At 74.9% G+C, this 20,156-nt stretch carries 21 protein-coding genes and 2 pseudogenes; 5 read left to right on the top strand and 18 right to left on the bottom strand.

The features are described 5' to 3' along the window. Nucleotides 1-6: 6 nt before the first annotated feature. The 4 genes from QQK26_RS09590 to QQK26_RS09575 form a co-directional block, all read right to left on the bottom strand. Nucleotides 7-2,094, bottom strand: coding sequence for an iron ABC transporter permease (locus QQK26_RS09590; RefSeq protein ID WP_284232103.1), 2,088 nt, complete (start codon nt 2,092-2,094; stop codon nt 7-9). Then, nucleotides 2,091-3,143 carry an iron-siderophore ABC transporter substrate-binding protein gene (locus tag QQK26_RS09585; RefSeq protein ID WP_284232101.1) on the bottom strand — a complete coding sequence of 351 codons (1,053 nt, stop codon included), beginning with the start codon at nt 3,141-3,143 and terminating at the stop codon, nt 2,091-2,093. Before QQK26_RS09585 ends, QQK26_RS09590 begins: the two co-directional genes overlap by 4 nt. Further along, the gene (locus QQK26_RS09580; RefSeq protein WP_284232095.1) at nt 3,140-3,997 is read right to left on the bottom strand and encodes an ABC transporter ATP-binding protein; all 858 of its coding nucleotides are present in this window, start codon (nt 3,995-3,997) and stop codon (nt 3,140-3,142) included. Before QQK26_RS09580 ends, QQK26_RS09585 begins: the two co-directional genes overlap by 4 nt. A 134-nt stretch (nt 3,998-4,131) precedes the next feature. Next, a complete protein-coding gene (locus QQK26_RS09575; protein ID WP_284232093.1) occupies nt 4,132-4,953 on the bottom strand; it encodes a helix-turn-helix transcriptional regulator in 822 nt (273 codons plus the stop codon). Nucleotides 4,954-5,003: 50 nt separating this feature from the next. Here QQK26_RS09575 and QQK26_RS09570 point away from each other — a divergent pair, with 50 nt between their 5' ends. Beyond that, nucleotides 5,004-5,876 carry a serine hydrolase domain-containing protein gene (locus tag QQK26_RS09570; protein WP_284232091.1) on the top strand — a complete coding sequence of 291 codons (873 nt, stop codon included), beginning with the start codon at nt 5,004-5,006 and terminating at the stop codon, nt 5,874-5,876. 18 nt (nt 5,877-5,894) lie between these two features. On the opposite strand, the gene QQK26_RS09565 is transcribed toward QQK26_RS09570, so the two are convergent. Beyond that, the gene (locus QQK26_RS09565) at nt 5,895-6,737 is read right to left on the bottom strand and encodes a zinc-binding dehydrogenase (protein WP_284232089.1); all 843 of its coding nucleotides are present in this window, start codon (nt 6,735-6,737) and stop codon (nt 5,895-5,897) included. 4 nt (nt 6,738-6,741) lie between these two features. Here QQK26_RS09565 and QQK26_RS09560 point away from each other — a divergent pair. Together QQK26_RS09560 and QQK26_RS09555 are read left to right on the top strand one after the other, a co-directional pair. Next, nucleotides 6,742-7,776: pseudogene (locus QQK26_RS09560) on the top strand (diacylglycerol/lipid kinase family protein); the annotation flags it as partial. 137 nt (nt 7,777-7,913) lie between these two features. Further along, nucleotides 7,914-8,054: a hypothetical protein gene (locus QQK26_RS09555; protein ID WP_284232087.1), complete on the top strand. Its 141-nt coding sequence runs from the start codon at nt 7,914-7,916 to the stop codon at nt 8,052-8,054. Between the two features lie 55 nt (nt 8,055-8,109). Here the strand turns inward: QQK26_RS09555 and hxlA are convergent, their stop codons facing one another. Together hxlA and hxlB are read right to left on the bottom strand one after the other, a co-directional pair. After that, nucleotides 8,110-8,733 carry a 3-hexulose-6-phosphate synthase gene (gene hxlA / locus QQK26_RS09550; RefSeq protein WP_284232085.1) on the bottom strand — a complete coding sequence of 208 codons (624 nt, stop codon included), beginning with the start codon at nt 8,731-8,733 and terminating at the stop codon, nt 8,110-8,112. A gap of 29 nt (nt 8,734-8,762) precedes the next feature. Then, nucleotides 8,763-9,316: pseudogene (gene hxlB / locus QQK26_RS09545) on the bottom strand (6-phospho-3-hexuloisomerase). Nucleotides 9,317-9,414: 98 nt separating this feature from the next. Here hxlB and QQK26_RS09540 point away from each other — a divergent pair. Further along, a complete protein-coding gene (locus QQK26_RS09540) occupies nt 9,415-10,233 on the top strand; it encodes a helix-turn-helix transcriptional regulator (protein WP_284232082.1) in 819 nt (272 codons plus the stop codon). Between the two features lie 46 nt (nt 10,234-10,279). Here QQK26_RS09540 and QQK26_RS09535 read toward each other — a convergent pair whose 3' ends face one another. The 7 genes from QQK26_RS09535 to QQK26_RS09505 form a co-directional block, all read right to left on the bottom strand. After that, a complete protein-coding gene (locus tag QQK26_RS09535) occupies nt 10,280-11,368 on the bottom strand; it encodes a Gfo/Idh/MocA family protein (protein WP_284232080.1) in 1,089 nt (362 codons plus the stop codon). Then, nucleotides 11,347-12,057, bottom strand: coding sequence for a ThuA domain-containing protein (locus QQK26_RS09530; RefSeq protein WP_284232078.1), 711 nt, complete (start codon nt 12,055-12,057; stop codon nt 11,347-11,349). Before QQK26_RS09530 ends, QQK26_RS09535 begins: the two co-directional genes overlap by 22 nt. 175 nt (nt 12,058-12,232) lie before the next feature. Next, complete coding sequence (locus QQK26_RS09525) at nt 12,233-12,811, bottom strand: phosphoribosylanthranilate isomerase (protein ID WP_284234542.1); 579 nt, start codon at nt 12,809-12,811, stop codon at nt 12,233-12,235. A gap of 48 nt (nt 12,812-12,859) precedes the next feature. Next, nucleotides 12,860-13,507, bottom strand: a complete 648-nt coding sequence (locus QQK26_RS09520; protein WP_284232076.1) for a DUF2238 domain-containing protein — start codon at nt 13,505-13,507, stop codon at nt 12,860-12,862. Beyond that, entirely contained in the window at nt 13,504-14,307 is an 804-nt protein-coding gene (locus QQK26_RS09515; RefSeq protein ID WP_284232074.1) for an endonuclease/exonuclease/phosphatase family protein, read from the bottom strand. Before QQK26_RS09515 ends, QQK26_RS09520 begins: the two co-directional genes overlap by 4 nt. Beyond that, nucleotides 14,308-14,613 (bottom strand): hypothetical protein, encoded by a 306-nt coding sequence (locus tag QQK26_RS09510; protein WP_284232071.1) that lies wholly within the window; start codon nt 14,611-14,613, stop codon nt 14,308-14,310. An 89-nt stretch (nt 14,614-14,702) separates the two neighbouring features. Then, nucleotides 14,703-15,731, bottom strand: a complete 1,029-nt coding sequence (locus QQK26_RS09505; RefSeq protein WP_284232069.1) for a LacI family DNA-binding transcriptional regulator — start codon at nt 15,729-15,731, stop codon at nt 14,703-14,705. Nucleotides 15,732-15,818: 87 nt separating this feature from the next. Here QQK26_RS09505 and QQK26_RS09500 point away from each other — a divergent pair, with 87 nt between their 5' ends. Beyond that, nucleotides 15,819-16,193: a hypothetical protein gene (locus tag QQK26_RS09500; RefSeq protein WP_284232067.1), complete on the top strand. Its 375-nt coding sequence runs from the start codon at nt 15,819-15,821 to the stop codon at nt 16,191-16,193. Here QQK26_RS09500 and QQK26_RS09495 read toward each other — a convergent pair. Genes QQK26_RS09495 through QQK26_RS09480 form a run of 4 tightly spaced genes read right to left on the bottom strand, consistent with a single transcriptional unit; the run spans nt 16,151 to nt 20,122 of the window. Beyond that, a complete protein-coding gene (locus tag QQK26_RS09495) occupies nt 16,151-16,894 on the bottom strand; it encodes a glycosyltransferase family A protein (protein WP_284232064.1) in 744 nt (247 codons plus the stop codon). The genes QQK26_RS09500 and QQK26_RS09495 overlap by 43 nt on opposite strands. Continuing rightward, nucleotides 16,891-18,210, bottom strand: coding sequence for a glycosyltransferase family 2 protein (locus QQK26_RS09490; RefSeq protein WP_284232062.1), 1,320 nt, complete (start codon nt 18,208-18,210; stop codon nt 16,891-16,893). Before QQK26_RS09490 ends, QQK26_RS09495 begins: the two co-directional genes overlap by 4 nt. Then, on the bottom strand, nt 18,207-19,172 hold the full coding sequence (locus tag QQK26_RS09485; RefSeq protein ID WP_284232060.1) for a hypothetical protein: 966 nt from the start codon (nt 19,170-19,172) through the stop codon (nt 18,207-18,209). Before QQK26_RS09485 ends, QQK26_RS09490 begins: the two co-directional genes overlap by 4 nt. Further along, nucleotides 19,169-20,122 carry a WcbI family polysaccharide biosynthesis putative acetyltransferase gene (locus QQK26_RS09480; protein WP_284232058.1) on the bottom strand — a complete coding sequence of 318 codons (954 nt, stop codon included), beginning with the start codon at nt 20,120-20,122 and terminating at the stop codon, nt 19,169-19,171. The genes QQK26_RS09485 and QQK26_RS09480 overlap by 4 nt, the downstream gene beginning before the upstream one ends. Between the last annotated feature and the right edge of the window lie 34 nt (nt 20,123-20,156).

Raw genomic sequence — 20,156 nt, 5'->3', positions numbered from 1 at the left:
GCGCCCTCAGCGGTCCTGCGCGCCTCGCAGCAGCCAGATGAAGTACGGCGCGCCGATGAGGGCGACCATGAGCCCGGCCGGCAGCTGCGCGGGCGCGATGACGGTGCGGCCCACCGTGTCGGCCACGAGCACCAGCAAGCCCCCGAGCAGCACCGCCACCGGGATGACGCGCCCGTGCCTGGCCCCGACGAGGCTGCGCGCGAGATGGGGCGCGACGAGCCCGATGAACCCGACCGTGCCGATGGCCACGACCGAGACGGCGGCGAGCACCGCGGCGAGCGAGAGCAGGCCGAGGCGCGCACGCCCGGGGCGCATGCCGAGCACACGCGGGGTGTCCTCGTCGATCGCCAGCAGATCGAGCTGGCGTCGCAGCGCGAACAGCGCGGGCAGCGCTGCGAGGAGCACGACGGCGACGGGCGCGACATCCTGCAGCGACCGCCCGTAGGTGGTGCCGGAGAGCCAGGTCAGGATCCGCGGCGTCTGCCACGGGTCGGAGCTGAGCAGCAGGAAGGTCGTCACCGCGCTGAGCGCGTAGCCGGCGCCGATGCCGACGAGCACGAAGCGGTCGGGCAGGAAGCCCCCGCGGCGGGCGAGGACGGTGATCAGGGCGAAGGTGCCGAGCCCGGCGGCGATGGCCGCGGCGATGAGGACGGGCCGTCCGCCCGCTCCGGAGGTGACGACGACCACGGCGCCGAGCCCGGCGCCGGCCGTGATGCCGAGCAGACCGGGTTCGGCGAGCGGATTGCGGACGGAGCTCTGCACCGCCGTGCCCGCCAACGCCAGCGCCGCGCCCGCGAGCAGGGCCGCGAGGATGCGCGCGAGCCGCTCGTCGAGCGCGCGCGCCACCAGCTCGGGGGCGGCCTGCTGCAGCCAGAGGGCCACGTCGCCGAGGCGCAGCTGCAGGCTGCCGAGCAGCAGAGCGACGACGACGGTCGCGACCACCGCGCATCCGATGACCGCCGTCGCGATGGCGAAGCGCCTCCGGGTGCGCAGGGTCGAGCGCACCGCCCGCGCCACCCGCGCGGCACCGGCGTCGCGCACCCGCATGGCGAGGGCGACGATCACGAGACCGCCGAGCAGGGCGGTGGGGATGCCGGTCGGGATCGCGGTGGCGCCCTCGGCGCCGAGCACCGCGCGCAGCACCGCGTCGGCGAGCAGGATGAGCAGCGCGCCGATCATCGCCGATGCCGGGATCAGCCAGACATGCCGTCGGAGCGCGCGGACCCGGACGGCGAGCAGTCTGGTCAGCACCGGCGCCCCGAGGCCGACGAAGGCGATCGGACCGGCGAGCGTCACCGAGATGCCCGTCAGCAGCACGGCGCAGAGGACGGCGATCGTCCTGGTCGAGCGCACGGGCACGCCGAGGGAGGCGGCGTTGTCCTCGCCGAGGCCGAGCACGTCGAGCCTCCGGTGCAGCAGCAGCGCGGCGCCGAGGGCTGCTGCGATGACCGGCGCGGCGCGGACGGCGGCGTCGAGGTTGAGCTGCCCGAGGGAGCCGCTGCCCCAGGCGAAGAGGCCGGTGGTGCTCTCGCGGAACAGGATGAGCAGCATGGCGGTGACGGAGTCGAGCCCCATGGCGATGGCCGAGCCCGCCAGGAGCAGCCGGGTGCTGGAGGTGCCCGCGGCGCTGCCGGTGAGCGCGAGCACGAGCAGCGCGGCCAGCAGGCCTCCGAGGAAGGCGACGGCGCTCGAGGCCCAGAGCGGTACGGCGATGCCGAACGCCGCGACGGCGGTGAGCGCGCAGTAGGCGCCCGCGGTGACCGCGAGGGTGTCGGGCGAGGCGAGCTGATTGCGGGTGATCGACTGCAGCAGGGCGCCCGCGGCGCCCAGCGCGAGGCCGACCGCCACCCCCGCGAGCAGGCGGGGCAGACGGGACCCCGAGACGATGTCCTCGGCGGAGACGCCGCCGACGGCGACGTCCTCGCCCCCGAGCGCGCGCAGCAGGTCGACGGCGCCGAGGCCCGAGGTGCCCTGCGCCACGTGCCAGAGGCCGACGGCGACGATCGCGACGCCGATGAGCAGCAGCACGCCGACGCCGCCGAGCGCCGTCCCGCGGTCGGGACGGCGCTCGGCGGCGGACGGACGCGGGGTCACGAACCGGCGATCACGTCCACGAAAGCGTCGATGGCCTGCTGGCCCGAGCGGGGTCCGCCGGCGCCCCAGACACCGGGCGGGAACTCGTAGGCGCGACCCTCCTGCACCGCCGGCAGGGCCGTCCAGATCGGGCTCTTCTCCAGCTCGGTCACGTAGCTCTCGGCGGTGCCGTCGTTCGAGAAGACGAGGTTCGCGTCGCCGACGGCGGTGAGCCCTTCGATGTCGGTCTGCCCGAGCCCGTAGGCGGGGTCCACCCCGCCGCTGCCGTAGGACGCGTCGACCGCATCCGTCCAGGCCCCCTGGAGTCCGAGCTGCTCGCCGAGCTCGGTGAAGAGGGCGCCCTCGCCGTAGGGGCGGATGACCACGTTGCCGCTCTCGATCCACCCGTCGAAGAAGACGAAGCGGTCGGTGGCGAGCTCGGCGTCGGCGACGGACGCCTTGGCCTGCGCGAGGTGCTCGTCGAACTCCGCGAGCACGGCCTCGGCCCGCTCGGTGCGACCCGTGGCCTCGGCGATGAGCTCGAACACGTGCTTCATGTTGTCGATCTGGCCGGAGGCGTCCGCGCCGATCGTCGCCAGCACCGGCACGTCGCGCTGCTCGAGCTGCTGCAGCAGCTCGTCGTCCTCGTCGTAGGCCTCGATCACGATGAGGTCCGGGTCGAGGCCGTAGAGCGTGTCGAGGTCGGGCTCGCCGCGCTCGCCGACGTCGGCGGTGCTCTCGGGCAGCGTCTCGGCGCTGACGTAGGTCGCGTAGTCGGCGGTCGACGCGGCGCCGACGGGAGCGATGCACAGCGTGAGCAGGTCCTCGGTCTGCTGCCATTCGAGCACGACGACGCGCTCGGCGGGCTCGTCGAGCTCGACGGTGCGCCCGAGGCTGTCGGTGAGCGTCACCGGGCCGGATGCGGTCTCGGTGGTGTCGGCCTCGCACTCGGCGGAGCCGACCGTGCCGGCCGGGGCTGCCGTGTCGACCTCGGTGGTGCCGCAGCCGGCGAGCGCCAGGACGGCGATGGCGGCAGCGACGACGGACGCCATCGGATGGGGGCGGGTCATGCGGGTGGTTCCTCTCGATCGGGACGGGGTCGGTGCGCGTCGTGCATCCGCTCGCTGCGGCGGCTGACGGGGTCGATCCGCAGCCGGCCGCTGCCGACGTCGCGGCTCACGTCGACGCGCAGCCCGTAGGCCGCGCCGAGGTGCTCGGCCGTGAGCACCTCGGCCGGCGGACCCTCGGCGAGGATGCGCCCCTCGTGCAGCAGCAGCAGATGGTCGGCGACGTGCGCGGCGTGGTCGAGGTCGTGCAGCACGACCCCGATGGCCGCACCCTCGACGTCGGCGAGGTCGCGGATGAGGTCGAGGACCTCCATCTGGTAGCGCAGATCGAGGTGGTTGGTGGGCTCGTCGAGCAGGATCGTGCCGGTCTGCTGGGCGAGGCAGGCGGCGAGCCAGACGCGCTGCAGCTCGCCGCCGCTGAGCTCGCCCGCCGCGCGGTCGGCCATGCTCGCGACCCCGGTGCGTCGCATGGCCTCGTCGACCGCGGCGCGATCGGCTGCGCTCGGTCCGGCGAGGGCCCTGCGGTGGGGGTGGCGCCCGAAGGTCACCACCTCGCGGACGCTCAGGCCCTGCGGAGCGGAGCGCGTCTGCGTGAAGAGGGTGACCGCCCTGGCGAACTCCCGCGCGCTCAGGGAGGCGGCGGGCACGCCGCCCGTGAGCTCGACGCGGCCGCCCGCCGGGCTGTGCAGTCGAGCCAGCGCCCGCAGCAGCGTCGACTTGCCGGAACCGTTGGGGCCGATGAGCGCGGTCACGACGCCGCTGCGGAGCCTGGCGCTCACGCTCTGCACGACGAGGCGGCGGCCGAAGCCGAGCACGAGGTCCGCTCCGGTGAGCGTGGGCGCGTCGGCTGCGGACATGGGATCTCGATGCACGGGTGTCGGCGCGGCAGCGCGAGGGCTCGGCGCGGGGGATGAGGTGAGGCTTACCTGAGCACTGTAGGCCCGGGCCTCAGCGACGGCAATCGGGCACAGCGGACAACCGGTGCGGTGTTTCAGACATGGCGCGGGCGCGCGGTGAAGGCCCCCGGGGTGGTGCCGGTGATGCGACGGAAGGCTGCGATGAAGGTGCTCGGCTGCGCGTAGCCGAGCTGCTCCGCGACCTCCTGCACCTGCGCCCCCTCGCCGAGCAGGGTGAGGGCGCTCTGCACGCGCAGGGTCTGGCGCCACTGCAGATACGACAGCCCGGTCTGGGCGCGGAAGGCCCGCGTGAGCGAGCGCTCGCTGAGCCCGAGCTCGCGTGCCCAGTCCGCACCGGAGCGCGGGTCGGCGGGATCGTCGAGCAGGTGCTCGACCATCGCGGAGATGCGGCCGCCGTCCGGCACGGCCAGGACGAAGGTGCGGCGGGCGGGCCGGATCAGATCGAAGACGACCGCCTCGGCGCGCAGGCGCTCCGGCGGCTGCAGGTCGTCGCGCTGCAGATGCGTCAGCAGCGCCCCCAGCACCGGCCGGATCTCGACGACCGTGACATCCGCCAACGCCACGGGGCTGCGAGCGGGATCGAACTGCGCGTCGCAGAGCACCGCGGCGGCGGTGATCCGGCCGCTGTGCTCGGTTCCGGCGGGCAGCCAGAGGCCCGACCCCTCGGGCACGGTGACGATGCTCCGGCCCGAGCGCACCGTCATGGTGCCGCCGCGCACCCAGACCAGCTCGTGCAGGCGATGGGCGTGCGGCGCGAACTCGAGCGGCCGATCCGAGCGGATGCTCCCGGAGGAGATCGCGAACGGCGCCGGGACCGTCACGGGGGTGCGCGGTCGCGACACGAGCACCGTGCGCGCCTCCCTGCGCCAGGACCCGTGGGCGGCTTCGGCGTGCACCCGACGATCATACGGACCGGCCGGCGGGGCGCCGGTGCCAGACTGGGCGCATGCACCGCGCCGCCGACCTCCGGGACCGCCTGGTGCAGCAGATCGAGTCGCAGGGCTTCGGGGCGCACGGCGTGCACGTGCTCGTCGGCGAGCAGAGCGCCGAGCACCACTGGCGCACGCCGGAGCGGCGTGACATCCACTCGGTCGCAAAGGGCGTCTGCGTGCTGGCCGCGGGGATCGCGGCCGACGCGGGGCTCGTCGATCTCGACGAGCCGATCGGCCGCAGCCTCGCCGCCGCCGGTCTCGACGACCGCCTCGGCGAGGGGGTCGCCGAGCTGGGTCTCCGCCGACTGCTGAACATGACCAGCGGCATCGACCTGCCGTGGACGCCCACCCTGCTGAGCGACTGGCCGGACCTCGCGCGGGAGTTCCTGGGCCGTCCGTCGCGCGGGGCCGTGTTCCAGTACTCCAACGCCAGCACGTACACGGCGATGCGCCTGCTCGGCCTCGCCGTGGGCGACGTGGGCGAGTACGTGGATCGCGTCCTGCTCGCCCCGCTGGGCATCCGCGGGGCGCGCTGGGAGCGCTGCCCGAACGGGTACATCGCCGGCGGTGGCGGGCTCGCGTTGAGCACCGGGGAGCTGGCGCGCATCGGACGGCTGATCCGCGACGGCGGCTCGTGGAACGGCGAGCGGCTCGTGTCGGCGCGATGGCCCGCGGCGATGCACGGCGAGTGGGTCGCGGCCGGCGAGTCGCCGGGCTACCGGCGCTACGCGCTGGCCGGCTGGGACGGCTTCGGCGGCACCTGGCGGCTGCACGGCGCCTACGGGCAGCTGCAGATCCACCGAGGCGGCACCGTGGTCACCATCACGGCGGACGACCATGCGGGCGCGGACCCCATCGCGCGGTGGGTCGCCGCCGCGCTCGACTGACCCCGCGATGGTGCGGGATCAGGCGTGCTCCGCCGCCTCCTGCCGCTCGTGCCGTGACCGCGCCTTCTCGCTGAGGTACCAGGACTGGCGCTCGCCGTCCTCCACCACCCGCATGCCGACCACGACCTTGCCCCGCGAGTGCAGCTCGGCGAGGTCCCGGTAGGCCTCCGTGATGAGGTCGAAGGGGTAGAAGCCGGAGACGAGCACGTCGATCTGCCGATCGGCGACGAGGTTCGCGATCCTGGTCAGGCGCTCCTCGATCGCCGAGTCGTCGGCGGGCGCGCGCAGCAGGCGCAGCTCGATCTCGAGCCGGTCGGGACTCGAGACGAAGCGCTCGGCGGGCACGCCCAGGCGGCGCGCGAGCGCATCCGCCCCCGACTCCCCGTGGTTGTCGATGAAGGCGGTGATCGTGCGACCCTCCGCGGCATCGCGGATGCGCTGCTCCTCGCCGTCGCCGTACACCACCGGATGCGCGCCGATCTGACGGAGGAAGTCGTGGTTCCCGACGCTGCCGAGCGCGACGACGCGAGCGCCCGTCCTGCGGGCCAGCTGCGCCTCGATGTGTCCGACGCCTCCGGCGGCCGCGGTGATGACGACGGTGTCGTCCCGGCCGAGGCGCAGGGCGTCGACCACCTCCACGGCGGTGCAGCCGGCGAGGTAGAGGCCGCCGGCGACCTCGAGCGGCAGTCGGGCGGGCTTGCGGATGGCCGCCGTCTCGGGGATCCGCAGCCAGGTGGCGTGCGAGCCGGCCTCCGGGGCGTGGCCGAGCACCTCGTCGCCGATCCTGAAGCGCTTCGCACCGGCGCCGACGCCCACGACGACGCCGGCGAAGTCGACGCCCTGGCCGGCCGGCAGCGGCACGTCGATGCGGTCGCGCAGGCGCCCTCGCGCAGGAAGCGCTCGATGTGGTTCAGGCCCGCCGCCGACACCTCGACGACGATCTCGCCGGGTGCCGCGGTCGGCCGCTCGATCGGCACGATCTGCACCACGTCGAAGGTGCCGAACCGGTCGTACCGGACCGCCTTGCCGCTGCGCTGGGACATCTCGCTCCGCCTCTCCTGGGTGGCGTCAGCCTCCATCCGCGGAACGCACTTCGGGCCGGGCTCGGGGCTGCAGCCCAGGAAGGGACCGCGAAAGCTGCGAGCGCGGGGTGCATGCCGCCGTCCGCTCGGCCGGATGCGGTGGAATCGGGCAACGCTCCCATCCGCTCGTCGAGAGGTGCCCCGTGCGCGCAGCCGTCGTCTACAACCCCGTGAAGATCGACCTGGAGACCGTCAAGGCGGTCGCCGAACGCGAGCAGGCGGACGCCGGATGGGACGAGACCCTCTGGTTCGAGACCTCGAAGGAGGACCCGGGCCGCGGCGCCACGCAGGAGGCGCTCGACGCCGGCGTCGACCTGGTGATCGCGGCCGGGGGCGACGGCACGGTGCGCATCGTCGCCGAGACCGTGGCCGACCACGACGTGGCCTTCGCCCTGCTGCCCTCCGGCACCGGCAACCTGCTCGCCCGCAACATGGACCTGACGCTCGACGACGTCGAGCACTCGATCCGCACCGCCTTCACCGGCGACGAGCGCGCGATCGACCTGGGCCGCATCGAGATCCGCAAGGAGGACGGCTCCGTCGCCCGGCACGCCTTCCTCGTGATGGCCGGCGCCGGCATCGACGCGAAGATGCTCGCCGCCACCGACGAGGACCTCAAGGCGCGCATCGGCTGGCTCGCCTACGTCAAGGCGATCGTCGTCGCGCTGCGCGACGAGAACACGCTGCACCTGCGCTACCGGCTCGACGACGGGCCCCGCAAGCGCCTGCGCGCCAACACCGTGATCGTCGGCAACTGCGGCACGCTCACGGGCAACATCCTGCTGCTGCCCGAGGCGTCGATCGACGACGGCGTCTTCGACGTGCTGCTGCTCAGCCCGGAGGGCATCGGCAGCTGGCTGCAGGTGCTCACGAAGGTGGTCATCGAGAACGGCCTGATCCGTCGGACCCCCTGCGCAAGCTGTTCGGCGAGCGGCCGATCGAGGCCCTCAACTACGTGCAGTCCCGCCGCTTCTCGGCGCGCTTCGACCACCCGCAGGAGATCGAGCTCGACGGCGACGGCTTCGGCCGCGCGGTGGCGTTCCGCACCACGGTCGACGAGGGCGCGCTGCGCGTGCGGGTGCCGAAGGAGTCCTGACGGCACGCCGTCGACGGCCGGGAGCGCCTGCCCGACCGGCGAGCTGGCGGGGCGATCAGGCGATCGCGGCCTTGAGCTCGGCGGCCGCGGCGGCCACGTCGGGCGCGCCGTAGATGGCGCCGCCGGCGACGGCGACGCGCGCTCCCGCGGCCTGGACGGCGGCGATGGTGGCGACCGAGACGCCGCCGGCCACCGAGAAGTCGGTGCCGGAGGCGCTGCCCGCGCTGAGCAGGGTGTCGAGCGAGTAGCCGTCCTGCGCCTGCTCGTCGAGCCCCGCGTGGAACTCGGAGAACACGGCGCCCAGCTCGGCGGCCTGGCGGGCGCGCTCGGCCTTGTCGGCGACGCCGATCAGGTCGACGACGACGCCCTTGCCGTGCTTCCCGGCGGCCTTCACGGCACCCGCGATGGTGCTGTCGTCGGCGGTGCCGAGCACCGTGACGAGGTCGGCGCCCGCGCCGAAGGCGAGGTCGGCCTCGAGCTCGCCGGCGTCGGCGGTCTTCAGGTCGGCGAGCAGGGTCTTGTCGGGGTGCGCGGCGCGCAGGGCGCGGATCGCGGCGACGCCCTCGCTCTTGATGAGCGGGGTGCCGAGCTCGAGGATGTCGACGTGCGGCGCGGCGGCCGCGGCGAGCTCGAGGGCGGCGTCGGTGCTGAGGGTATCGATGGCGAACTGCAGCTGCATGGGTGCTCCTTGGGTGTCGTGATGGTGGGTCATTCGAGGTTCGCGTGCCGGGGCCACAGCTCGTCGGCGGTGCGCCCGGAGCGCTGCCAGAGCTCGTGGAAGAGCGCATCGCCGAGCAGCATGACGGCCTGCTCGAAGAGCGAGCCGGCGTACTGGGCCGAGGCGGTGCCCGAGCGGTCGAGCTTGCCGGCGGCCGGCAGCTCGACGATCGACGTCGCGAGGCCGGCCAGGGCGCGGCGGCGTCGGTGGTGATCGCGGCGATGCGGGCGCCCGCGTCCCGCGCCGTCTCCGCCGCGCGCACGATGCCGGCGGTGGTGCCGGAGCCGCTGGCGGCGAGCAGCAGCTCGCCCTCGCAGATGGCCGGCGTCGTGGTCTCGCCGACCACGTGCACCGTGCGGCCGAGGTGCATCAGGCGCATGGCGGTCATCCGCAGGGCCAGGCCGGAGCGTCCTGCGCCCAGCACGAAGACCGCGGGTGCGTCGTCCACGGCGTCGGCGAGGGCCTGCAGCTGCTCGTCGAGCGCCGGCCGCAGCAGTACGCGGTCGAGCTCGGCGCGCAGGAGGGCGAGCGGAGTGTCGGGCATGGCTCGATGCTGGTCGAGCCCGAGCGGATGCGCAGCTGGTCGTCGGCGTGGTGCGCCTACCCGATCGGGTGGTCCCGTCGAACGGGTAGGTTGGGCGGATGGATGCCGCGCCCGCCACCCGCGCCCTGCTGCTCGAGCACGCCCGCACGGTCGCCGAGCAGGCCGACCGTCACGCGGTGACGCTCGAATCGGTGCTCGCCATCCTGCGCGCTGGCCGGCTCGACGACCGGGCCGCGCGCACCGCGGCGATCGACGTCGCCGCAACCGCCCTGGTCGAGCTGCGCACCGCGACGGACGGGCAGCGCGCCAGCATGCTCGAACCCGTGACGGGCGCCTTCGACCGCCTCCGCAGCGACCTGCGCCCGCTGGTGCGCTTCGGCGAGCTCGAGATGCAGTTCGTCGAGCCGCCGAGCAGCGGCCGCGCCCTGCCCGGGGAGGTCGCCCTCGCGGCGCGCGCCATCGTGCGCATCGCCGTGCTCGCGCTCGTCGACGCCGGCGACGCGCGCCGGGTGCGCATCCAGTGGGACTGCGACGGGCTCAACCTGCTGGTCAATCTCCGCGACGACGGCGCCGGCGGCGCCAGCGCGAACGACGACGCGATGCGCCCCATCGCCGAGCGCGTCAGCGCACTCGACGGCGAGCTGCGCGTCGACGCGACGCCGGGCTGGGGCACGGCCCTCGCCATCCGCATCCCCCTCGATCCGCCGGCGCCGCACGAGCTCTCGGCGGGCGACGCCGAGCTCACCGCGCGAGAGCGCGACGTGCTGCGCCTGGTCGGTGCCGGCCGCCGCAACCAGGACATCGCCGACGAGCTCGGCATCAGCCTGAACACGGCGAAGTACCACGTGTCGAATCTGCTGCGCAAGCTCGGCGCCCGCTCGCGCGCCGAGCTCGTCGCCATCGGGCACGGGGGCTGAGCGGCTCGGCCCCCGCGCCCGATGGGCCACGTCCTGTGCCCGCGGCTCAGTCCCGCCAGGCCTCCGCGGCGGTGAGGGGCACGAGGTCCGGCGTCGGGAAGGTCGAGGCGATCTCGACGCGGGTGCCGGACTCCGCCGCCTCGAGCAGTCCGGTCATGATCTCGAGGGCGTGCAGCCCGATGGCGCCCGACGCGCGACCGTGGCCCGCCGCGAAGTCGACGAGGCCCACGCCGCGGCCCGAGTCGACGTAGCCGGCCGACGGCGGCAGGGCCTCCCACGCGTCGCCGCCGAGGCGGAAGATCGCGGACTCGCCCTCGAACATGTTCGGGTCGGGCACGCTGAGGCTGCCGGTCTCGCCGTGCACCTCGATGGGCGCGGCCGTCGTGCGCACCGCGTCGAAGCTCACCGTCACCGTCGAGATGGCCCCGCTCGCGTGCTGCAGCGCTCCGGCGAGGTGCGACTGCACGGCCACCGGGAAGGTCTCGCCCTCGCGCGGGCCCGAGCCGATGGAGCGCTCGTCGCGGGAGCGGCTGCTGAGACCGACCACCGCCGTGACCGGGCCGAGCAGCTGCAGCAGCGAGTGGATGTAGTACGGCCCCATGTCGAGCACCGGTCCGCCGCCGGGCTGGTAGTAGAAGTCGGGGTTCGGGTGCCACAGCTCGTGGCCGGGGGCCACCCAGGTGGCCACGGCGGCGAGCGGACGGCCGATGAGGCCGTCGTCGATCGCCTTGCGGGCGGTCTGGATGCCGGTGCCGAGCACGGTGTCCGGTGCGGAGCCGACGAAGCGGCCGACCGCATCCGCTCGCTCCATGATGCGCCGACCGTCGTCGAGCGTGACCGCCAGCGGCTTCTCGCCGTAGACGTTCTTGCCGGCGTCGAGCGCGGCGAGCGCGATCTCGGCGTGCGCGCCCGGGATCGTGAGGTTGAGCACGGTCTCGACCTCGGGGTCGGCGAGCAGCTCGGCGACGTCGAGCGCGCGGGCGCCCTCGATGCCCGCGGCGACCTCCTCGGCCTTCGCGCGGTCCAGGTCGGCGATGGCGACGATGCGCACGGACGACTGGTTCGCCAGGGTGGTCAGGTACTGGCCGGAGATGAACCCGACGCCGATGATGCCTACGCGGTGCGGCTGGCCCACAGGAGACCCCTCTCGATGATGGTGCGGACGGACGGATGCTGCAGCGTCTCGAGATCGTGCCCCGGGGTCGCCACGAAGATGCGGCCCTCGCCCCACTGCCGCGTCCACACGGCGGGGGAGGTGACCGGACGGTGCCACGGCTGGTCCTCGCGGGCCGGATGCGTCGTGGTGGCGAGCACGTCGATGTAGTCGTCGTGCAGCACCCAGTACTGCTCGTTGACGAGGTCGAAGTCCTCGATGCCCTGCGTGATCGGGTGCGCGCGGCCCGCCTCGTTGATCTCGACCGTGTACGGCAGGAAGTTGTCGCTCGCGTCGCCGGGGCGCTCGCCGAGGCTGCCGTCGTGCGGCTTGCCCGGATGCGTGGCGAACTGCCCGCCCACCAGGTGCAGGTAGTCGCTGTTGTTGCGGTACGAGTCGGCGATGCCGCCGTGCCAGCCGGCGAAGCCGAGCCCGCCCTCGATGGCGGCGCGGAGCTTCTCGAACGCGGTGCGCTCGATCGTGGACATCGTCACGGTCTGCACGACGAGGTCGGTGCTCGCGAGCAGCGCCTCGTCCTCGTAGACCTCGTTCGACTCCTCGACGCGGACGGTGAACCCCTCGCGCTCCAGGAAGGGGATGAAGAGCTCGGTGGCGGCGACGGGGGCGTGACCGTCCCAGCCTCCTCGCACCACGAGCGCGTTGCGGGGCATGCGTCCTCCTCGACGGTTCCGGGTTGCGGGTCCATGCTCCCGTCCGCTCCCGCCGACCGCGAGGTTTTTGCGCGATAAGCCGCGGAGCTCGCGGCGGGACGACTGCTCGGCGGCCGATCAGCGGATGCCGTACGCGAGCGACTCGGCGGTACGCGGACGCGTACCGCCGAGTCGCTCAGGTGCTGCTTCGCGCGGCGGCCGCGAAGCGGCGGATGCGCTCCAGGTCCTTCACGCCGGGCGCGGACTCCACGCCGCTCGAGACGTCGACACCGGCCGGTCGCGCATCGAGGACCGCGCGCGCCACGTTGTCGGGGTCGAGCCCGCCCGCCAGCATCCACGGTCCGCTCGGACGCCGCTGGAGCAGCGCTCGCAGGTCCCAGCGCTCGCCCGAGCCCGCGCGCGGGGAGTCGATGAGCAGCAGCTCCTCGCCCCACGGGTCGAAGTCGCCGCCGGGCGAGGTCGCGCGCCAGATCCGCGGGAACAGCTCGAGTGCGCGCCCGGTCCGCTCGCGGTCGTAGCCGTGCACCTGCAGCACGTCGACGCCCGCCTCGCGGGCCGCCTCCGCGGCCGGCTCGGGGGCGATGCCCTTGACGACGAGCACCGTCGTCGCGCGACCGGCGACGTGGTCGACGAGGGCGCGGGCGGTCGGCAGGTCGACGGTTCGGGGGCTGCCGGCGGCGTGGACGATGCCGATCGCATCCGCTCCGGCCTCGATGGCCACGTCGATGGACTCGGAGGTGCGCAGGCCGCAGATCTTGACGAGGAGGGGGTGGTCACCCGCCGAGCGTAGCGAGGGCCCGGCTCACCGGGCGCCGGGCCACAGCGGGCCCCACTGGCGCGCGCCCGCCCAGCGCATCAGCAGCGCCGCGGCGAACGCCCCCAGGCCGCCGACCAGCAGGTCGCCGATCGTGTCGTCGTACCCGACCAGGATCTCGGGATCGACCCACGTGTGGCCGGCCCACTCGCCGAACTCCCACAGCACCCCGAGGGTCACGCCGACGGTGCCGACGAGCAGCGTCTCGAGCGCACGTCCGCCCTTCGCCGGGACGACGCCGGCGGTGCGCAGCGCGAGGACGGCGAGCGCGGCGAGGGCGCCGTTCAGCGCGAAGTGCACCGGCAGGTCGACGATCGGCACGGTGATGTAGAGCTCGAGGGCGCTGCACCACGCGGCCACCAGCAGGGTGGCGCCGACGATCGCGTCGAAGCCGCCGCGCACGCCGAGGAATCGCGGGGCCACGAGTCCGACGAGGGTGAGGGCGAACATCGCCGCCGTAACCGGTTCGCCGATGGCGACGCCGGTGGCGACGCTGAGCAGGCCGATGATCCGCAGCGCATCCGCGGCCATGAGCGCGGGGGAGTCCGGGGTGCGCAGGAACGCGGCGACCAGGCGGTCCCGCAGCGGGGCGCCGTCGGCGGCGCCGTCCTCGCGGCGCTGGCGGACCGACCTCATCCGATCGCCCGCAGCCGCGCCTGCACGGGCAGGTGGTCGCTCGGCCATCGGCCGCCGGGCCGGGCCCGGTTCGCTCCGGCCGCCTCGACGATCACCGGTCCGCCGACGAGCAGCCAGTCGATGCGGCGACCCGGCCCGGGCCGGCGGTACCCGTTGCGGGTGCCGAGCCGTGCGCCGAGCGGATGCGGCGCCTCCCGCATCGCGTCGCGCAGCGGCCCCCGCGTCACGAGCGTGCGGTACGCGGGGGAGCGGGTGCCGGCGTTGGCATCGCCCATCACGACGGCGGGGCCGTCGTCGAGCAGGGTGCGGATGAGGGATGCGGAGCGCCGCCGGGCGAGCGGCGACACGACGTCGAGGTGCGTGTTCACGACCTGCCAGCGCACGCCGGTCGCGCGGTCGCGCAGGCGCGCCTCGACGAGGATGCGGGGGAACGCCGAGCCCCAGGAGCGCGATCCGGCGCGGTGCGGCGTGGTCGAGAGCGAGAGCTGGCGCCAGCGCTCCACCTCCAACCGATCGGTGTCGACGAGCAGCGGGGTGGCCTCGTCGCCGCCGCGGCGCGAGCGGCCGGTGCCGAGCACGGCGTAGCCGTCGAGCGCATCGCGGGCAGCGCGCAGGTGCTCGGGCTGCGCCTCCTGCAGGCCGAGGACGGCCGGCCGCTCCTCGGCGAGCAGGGCGGTGAACGCCCCGCGGCGCCGCGACCAGCGGTCGGGGTGCCGGGGCCGCAGATGCGGCACGATGCGCCGCGCGTTGAACGTCATGACGTCGAGGGCGGATGCCCCGCCGGGGCCGAGCAGCGGCACTCAGTCGCCCTGCCTCGGTGCGCCGGAGGCCTTCCGGGCCGTGACGATGGAGCCGATGAGGGCGATGAGCGCGCCCGCGAGCCCGATGGCGAGCAGCGCCGGCCCGAGCGTGCTCACGACGAGCAGCGGACCCGAGACCGGCTCGTCGCCCGCCCCCTGATCGGCGCCGTTGGCCGAGTACTCCGCGGCCGACAGGGCGGTGCCGACGATGAAGAGGCCGAGCCCGACGAGCGCGGCCGCGCCGAAGGCGATCATGGCGATCCGCCACGGTCGTGCGGCGGACCAGGGGCGCGTCTCGGAGCTCATGGTGCGAGGGTAGGCACCCGGTGCGGGGTCGGCGCGGCGGCTGCCAGTGCGGGTCCAGGGGTACGGGGTGCGCCGTCCAGGCGGGCGGCTCAGCGCGTCGAGCCGCGCACCACCAGCTCGGTCGGGAACTCGACGTGGCCCGGCTCGAGCAGCGCGCCGTGCGCGTGACCGTCGATCATCCGCACCGCCTGCGCGGCCATCTCGCGCACCGGCTGGTGCACCGTCGTGAGCGGCGGCTGCAGCCAGGCCGAGTGGCGCAGGTCGTCGAAGCCGATGAGCTGCAGGTCGTCGGGGATGCGGGCGCCGAGCGCGGCGGCCGCCTGGTAGACGCCGAGCGCCAGGCCGTCGGTGCTGGCGAAGATGCCCAGGTCCTCGCCCAGTGCGTCGCGCAGCGGCTCGAGCACCGCGGCCGCGGGGTGCGCGCCCCAGCGCACGGGCACCTCGTCGATGCGCGCATCGGGCATCCGCTCGTGGAGCGCCTCGGTGAAGCCCTCGACGCGCGCCCGGCCGAAGCGGTACCGCGGCTGCGTCGAGACGACCAGGAAGCGTCGCGCGCCGCGGTCGACGAGGTGCCGCGCCGCGGACGCGCCGCCCTCGCGGTTGGTCGTGCCGATGGTCGTGGCCGCGCGGTTGCGCTCGGCCCGGGGGTCGAGCAGCACGAGCGGGATGCCGAGGCGCTCGAGCATCTCGAGCTGCGGGCCGGTCGGGCCGCTCAGGCCGATCACCACGCCCGCCGAGCCGCGCCGTGCGATGCGCGCCGGCCAGTCGTCGTCGGGCGCGTCGCGCTCGGCGGTGAGCACCAGGTCGTAGCCGGCCTCGGTGGCGGCGATGCGCGCGCCGGCGACGACCTCGTCGCTCCAGGCGTCGTGGAAGTTGCCCAGCACCAGGTCGATGAGCCCGGCGGTGCCGCCGCGCGGCCGCCCGCGTCGTTCCTCACCACGGCGGTAGCCGAGCTCGATCGCCGCCGCCTCGATGCGCGCACGGGTCTCCGGCCGCACCTCGCCGCGGCCGGCGAGCACGCGCGACGCGGTGGAGACCGAGACCCGTGCCGCGTCGGCCACGTCGACGAGCCGGACGGATGCGGGCTGCGCCTGGCTGGGGCGGCCGACGGTGGTCATGGGGCGATTCTCCCATCCGGCCGGACCGCTGCCTTTCGTGCGTTGAGCGAATCGCTAACTTGCTTAGCAATACGGTACGCTCGAGGCATGACCTCATCCGAGCCCACGCTCGCCTGGGACCGCCTCCCCACCGTCGAACGGATACCCGCGGCCGTCGCCCGCCGCGCGCATCGGCTGTTCACTTACGACCGCCTCGCCGTCGACGACTCGCCGCTCGTGGTGGTCGTCGTCGTCGACGCGCGCGAGAACCTCCTCGCCCGATCGACCTTCGCCACCACGGCCGACCCGCGCCGCGTGGCCGAGCACGTGCTCGCCGGCTCGCGGGTCGGCCGCTACTCGCCGTACCGCGCCGACTCGGCGCACCGCGAGACCCGCATCGAGGCCCTCGTGGGGCCGAAGGCGTCGAGCGCGCTGAGCGCCTACGAGCGCGAGCGCCGCGAGCGTCCTCCGCGCACCGCCTGAATCGCCCTCGCCGACGCCCTGACCGGCGGGAAGTGCTCGGGCCAGTGCAGCAGCACCGTGCGCCATCCGCGCCGCAGCCGCCACCGGAACGCCGCCGCATCGTCGAAGGGGCGGCCCGAGATGCTCAGGGCGAGATGCCGGTGCCGACGCACGCGGAAGCGCGCGCCGAGATGGAAGCTCAGGTCGAGGTCGTCGTGCAGGAGCGGATCCGCCCGGTGCGCGCCGCGTCGCACCGCGAGCCAGGCCGAGCGCCGCATGCCGAGGTTCGAGCCGAACAGCGGCGCGTGCCCGAGCGCCAGGCCGCAGGCCAGGAGGTAGGCGAGGTCGTAGGCGCGCGACAGGGCGAGGCCTCGTCCGCGCAGCAGGCCCGGGCCGGTCACCGCATCCGCCGTGCGCAGCGCCTCCTCGAGGTCGGCCAGCCAGGTGGCGGGCGGGCGGCAGTCCGCATCCAGCCGCGCGATCAGCTCGCCCTCGGCGGCGTCGTACCCCGCGCCCGCCGCGGCGGGGATGCCGGGGCTCGGCTCGGCGATGACGCGCGCGCCGTGACGCTCCGCGACGGCTCGGCTCGCATCCGTGCTGCCGTTGTCGACCACGATCACCTCGTGGGGGCGCCGGGTCTGGCGCGCCAGGGCCCGCAGGCAGGCCTCGAGCTCGATCGCGTCGTCCTTCACCGGCACGACCACCGAGATGCGCGGGCTCACCGCTCGAGCTCCTCCTGCGCGGACGACCATCCGCCGAGCAGCGCCGCCAGGCTCAGCGGGCCGTCGAGCCGGGCGACGCCCGCGAGCCGCTCGCGGCGCTCGCCGACGGCCTCCTCGCCCCAGCGCTCCCGGCGCCGCGTCGATCGGCTCGCCTCGGCGTCCAGCAGCAGCGTCCCCGCGTCGTCGTGCACGAGCACCCGCTCGGTCGAGGCCCCGCCGAGCGAGGCCAGCAGCGCGCGCAGCGCCTCGGCGCCAGCATCCGCCACCAGCAGCGGCTCGTGCACCCGGACCAGCACGCCGGCGCGCGTCGAGGCGTCGTCGTGCGCGACGACCCGGTCGTCGTGCGGGAACAGCGCGGCGGATGCGGCCGGCACCGCCACCTGCGCCGTCGGCAAGGCGCAGAGCAGCGCGTCGACCGTCGCGAAGACGGCGGTGTCGCGGTGCTCGCCGAGCAGCTCGACGAGCACGTGCGGATGCGCCGCGCGCACCCCGCGTCCCGCCGACCCCGGCACGGCGATGCGCCGGGAGAGCGCGATGGACTCGGGGTTCTGCCGCTCGACGCGCTCGGCCTCGTCCACGTCCTCGCGCTCGGCGAACTCGGGCCCGTTGTGCCAGAGCACGGCCGCCGGCTCGTGCGCGAGCACGGCGCCGGCGTTCCAGGCGCGGTGCGTCCACTCCCAGTCCTCGCCGCCGTAGGCGTCGAAGGACTCGTCGAAGCCGCCGACCTGCTCCAGGAACCAGCGCGTCGTCGTGATCGAGGCGCCGATCACGAAGCGGTACGAACGCTGATCGGCGTCGAGCAGGTCGCGGCTGCCGGCGTAGGCCTCGCGCAGCCAGGCGGGCTCCTCGAGCTCGCGCGCCGGACCGGCCTCCGCGATCGGCCCGTCCACGCCATCGAGCTCGGCGTGCCGGCGGCGGCCCACGACGACCGCCTCGGGCAGCAGCGCCGGCAGCCGCGTCACCGCGCGCAGGTAACCCGGCTCGGGCGTGCAGTCGGCGTCGATGAAGCAGAGCACCTCGCCGGTCGCCTGCGCCGCACCGAGATTGCGCACTGCGGCGAGCCGGAAGCCGCGGTCGGCCTGCCGCACGAGCCGCACGCCCTCGGGCACGGTCGGCGCCTCGGGCGAGCCGTCGTCCGCGACGACGATCTGCACGCGGTCGCGCGGGTAGTCCTGCGCGGCGAGCGCCGCGAGCGAGCGGTCCAGGTCCGCCTGCTGGTCGTAGTGCGCCAGCACCACGGTGACCGTCGGCGGCTCGTCCGGCTGCGCGCCGTCGAGCGCATCCCATCCGTTCCCCGGCACCCAGCGGCGGGTCACGGGGCGAGCCCCCGCCACCAGTCGAGCAGGGCGCGGGCCGTGGTCGGTGCGGGCATGGCGGTCTCCTGCCAGGTCGAGTGCGGAGCGGATGCGGCCGCCGCGATCGCCGCGCCCAGCGCGTCGTCGTCGGCCAGGGTGAGGGTGCCCGGTCGCAGCCGGTCCATCTCCTCGGTGTAGCGGCCGCGCAGCACGATCGGTCGCCGCCCGGCCTCGAGCCACGAGTTCAGCGAGCCGGATGCGGAGATGTGCTGGTGCGCGATCACGGGCACGCCGGTCTCGCGGCTGCGGGCGAGCAGCTCGTCGTCGGGCAGGTAGCCGGTCACCTCGACCTCGAAGCCCGCCTCCTGCGCAGAGCGCACGAAGTCGTCGAGCTCGCCCTCGTGGCCGCGGGACGGGGCGCCGAGCACCTCGATGCCGAGCTCGCCCGCGAGCCCGGCCGCGGCCATCGCCGCCAGCGCCTCGGCGTGGCCCTTGCCGGGGTAGAAGTACCCCAGCAGGCCGACGGTGGCACGGGGCTCCGGCCGCTCGGCGGGCGGCGCCGGCAGCAGCGGCAGCGGGATGACGGCCACGGGACCGGTCGCGCCGACGTGCTCGCGCAGCAGCTGCGCCTCGTGCTCGCTGCTGCAGACCACTCCCGCGGCGGCGGCGATCACCGCGGCGTAGCAGGCGGCGCGCCGCCCGAAGCGGCCCTCGCCGTCGCTCGGCTGCGGCACGTCGTGCAGGGTCGCGGTGACGGCCCTGCAGGCGGCCAGGCCCCGGAAGCGCTCGGCCGCCTCCTCGGGACTCGACCCCCAGAGGCGGTCGGTGAACTGCACGTGGACGGGGCCGTCGGGCAGCGCGTCGAGCGTGGCGACGCGCTGATCGGGGGCGAGCGGTCGCAGCAGGCGCCGCATCCGCTCGGCGTGGAGCGTGACGCCGTGGCGCGGCTCCGCCGGCAGTACCCAGGCGGGGAGGCCGGTCACGAGACCCCGTGCCAGAGCTCGACGGTGGGCCGGGCGCGCAGCCAGGCGTACTCCACCAGGTCGGGTCGCTCGGCGTACCAGGCGAGGTGCGCCTCGCGAACCTCCGCGACGCCCAGCGCACGGCCCTCGACGGTCCAGTGCTCGACCGGCTCGGCGTCGATGCCGAACACCTCGATCACCGCCGCCTCGCGCGGCGCCTCGACGCTCGCGAGCAGCGGGCGCCCCGGGTCGCGCGCCTCGCCCGGCAGTCCGAGGGCGCGCAGCAGGCGGGTGCCGGTCTCGCGCAGCACGGGGTTGCCGGGGTGGTTGATCGTGCGCATCAGATCGAAGGCCGGCGCGTCGAAGAGGTCGGAGACGATCACGTCGGTGCGGGCTCGCTCCTCGCGCGCGCGTAGCTCCTCGCGGGAGAGCTCCGCGATCGCCCGCACCGTAGCCGCCGACGGCCGAGCGGGCAGGCCCTCGGCGCCGACCGCCTCGGCCAGCACGCGCAGGTCGTGGTACGGCACGAGCGGAGGGTCGCCGTGCACGAAGCCCGGGTCGCGCAGGATCAGGTGGGCCGGGTGCAGGCCGGCGAAGCGGATGCTCGGCACCGTCGCGAACACCGCCCGCGGTGCCGCCTCCCGCAGCTGCGCCGTGCCGATCGGCAGATCGCGGTAGCCGTCGCGGATGGGCTGCGAGACGACGAACGCGGCCCCCGCGAGCAGCCGCCGCAGGTGCGGCAGGTCGTCGGCCGTCAACTCGAACACCGCGGGAACGCGGATCCAGGACGCCCCCTCCGAATCGAGGACGATCCGCAGGGACTCAGCCTGGCAGTTCCCGAGCACGAGCCCATAGGGCTCCGCCGGGGTCGGAGCGTCCCCGTAGAACTCGGCGTAGTGACTGCGCCGACCGGGATCGTCGGCGGTCGCGGCGATCGCCGACGAGGACGCGGTGGTGGGCTCTGGCGGCATGGCTGCGACGGTATCCGTCGCTCCGGGCGCCCAG

This window comes from Arenivirga flava, assembly GCF_030161575.1.
Taxonomy (GTDB): Bacteria; Actinomycetota; Actinomycetes; order Actinomycetales; family Microbacteriaceae; genus Arenivirga; species Arenivirga flava.
Note: the sequence above shows the minus strand (reverse complement) of the source record. Positions and strands in the feature narration are given on the sequence as shown.

Bases quoted from the DNA above. Each gene is read 5' to 3' on its own strand.
- QQK26_RS09540 (WP_284232082.1), top strand. From the start codon at position 9,415: ATGGATGCCGCGCCCGCCACCCGCGCCCTGCTGCTCGAGCACGCCCGC.
- QQK26_RS09530 (WP_284232078.1), bottom strand. From the start codon at position 12,057: ATGCCCCGCAACGCGCTCGTGGTGCGAGGAGGCTGGGACGGTCACGCC.
- QQK26_RS09580 (WP_284232095.1), bottom strand. From the start codon at position 3,997: ATGTCCGCAGCCGACGCGCCCACGCTCACCGGAGCGGACCTCGTGCTC.
- QQK26_RS09520 (WP_284232076.1), bottom strand. From the start codon at position 13,507: ATGAGGTCGGTCCGCCAGCGCCGCGAGGACGGCGCCGCCGACGGCGCC.
- QQK26_RS09510 (WP_284232071.1), bottom strand. From the start codon at position 14,613: ATGAGCTCCGAGACGCGCCCCTGGTCCGCCGCACGACCGTGGCGGATC.
- QQK26_RS09480 (WP_284232058.1), bottom strand. From the start codon at position 20,122: ATGCCGCCAGAGCCCACCACCGCGTCCTCGTCGGCGATCGCCGCGACC.
- QQK26_RS09500 (WP_284232067.1), top strand. From the start codon at position 15,819: ATGACCTCATCCGAGCCCACGCTCGCCTGGGACCGCCTCCCCACCGTC.
- QQK26_RS09585 (WP_284232101.1), bottom strand. From the start codon at position 3,143: ATGACCCGCCCCCATCCGATGGCGTCCGTCGTCGCTGCCGCCATCGCC.
- QQK26_RS09505 (WP_284232069.1), bottom strand. From the start codon at position 15,731: ATGACCACCGTCGGCCGCCCCAGCCAGGCGCAGCCCGCATCCGTCCGG.
- QQK26_RS09570 (WP_284232091.1), top strand. From the start codon at position 5,004: ATGCACCGCGCCGCCGACCTCCGGGACCGCCTGGTGCAGCAGATCGAG.
- hxlA (WP_284232085.1), bottom strand. From the start codon at position 8,733: ATGCAGCTGCAGTTCGCCATCGATACCCTCAGCACCGACGCCGCCCTC.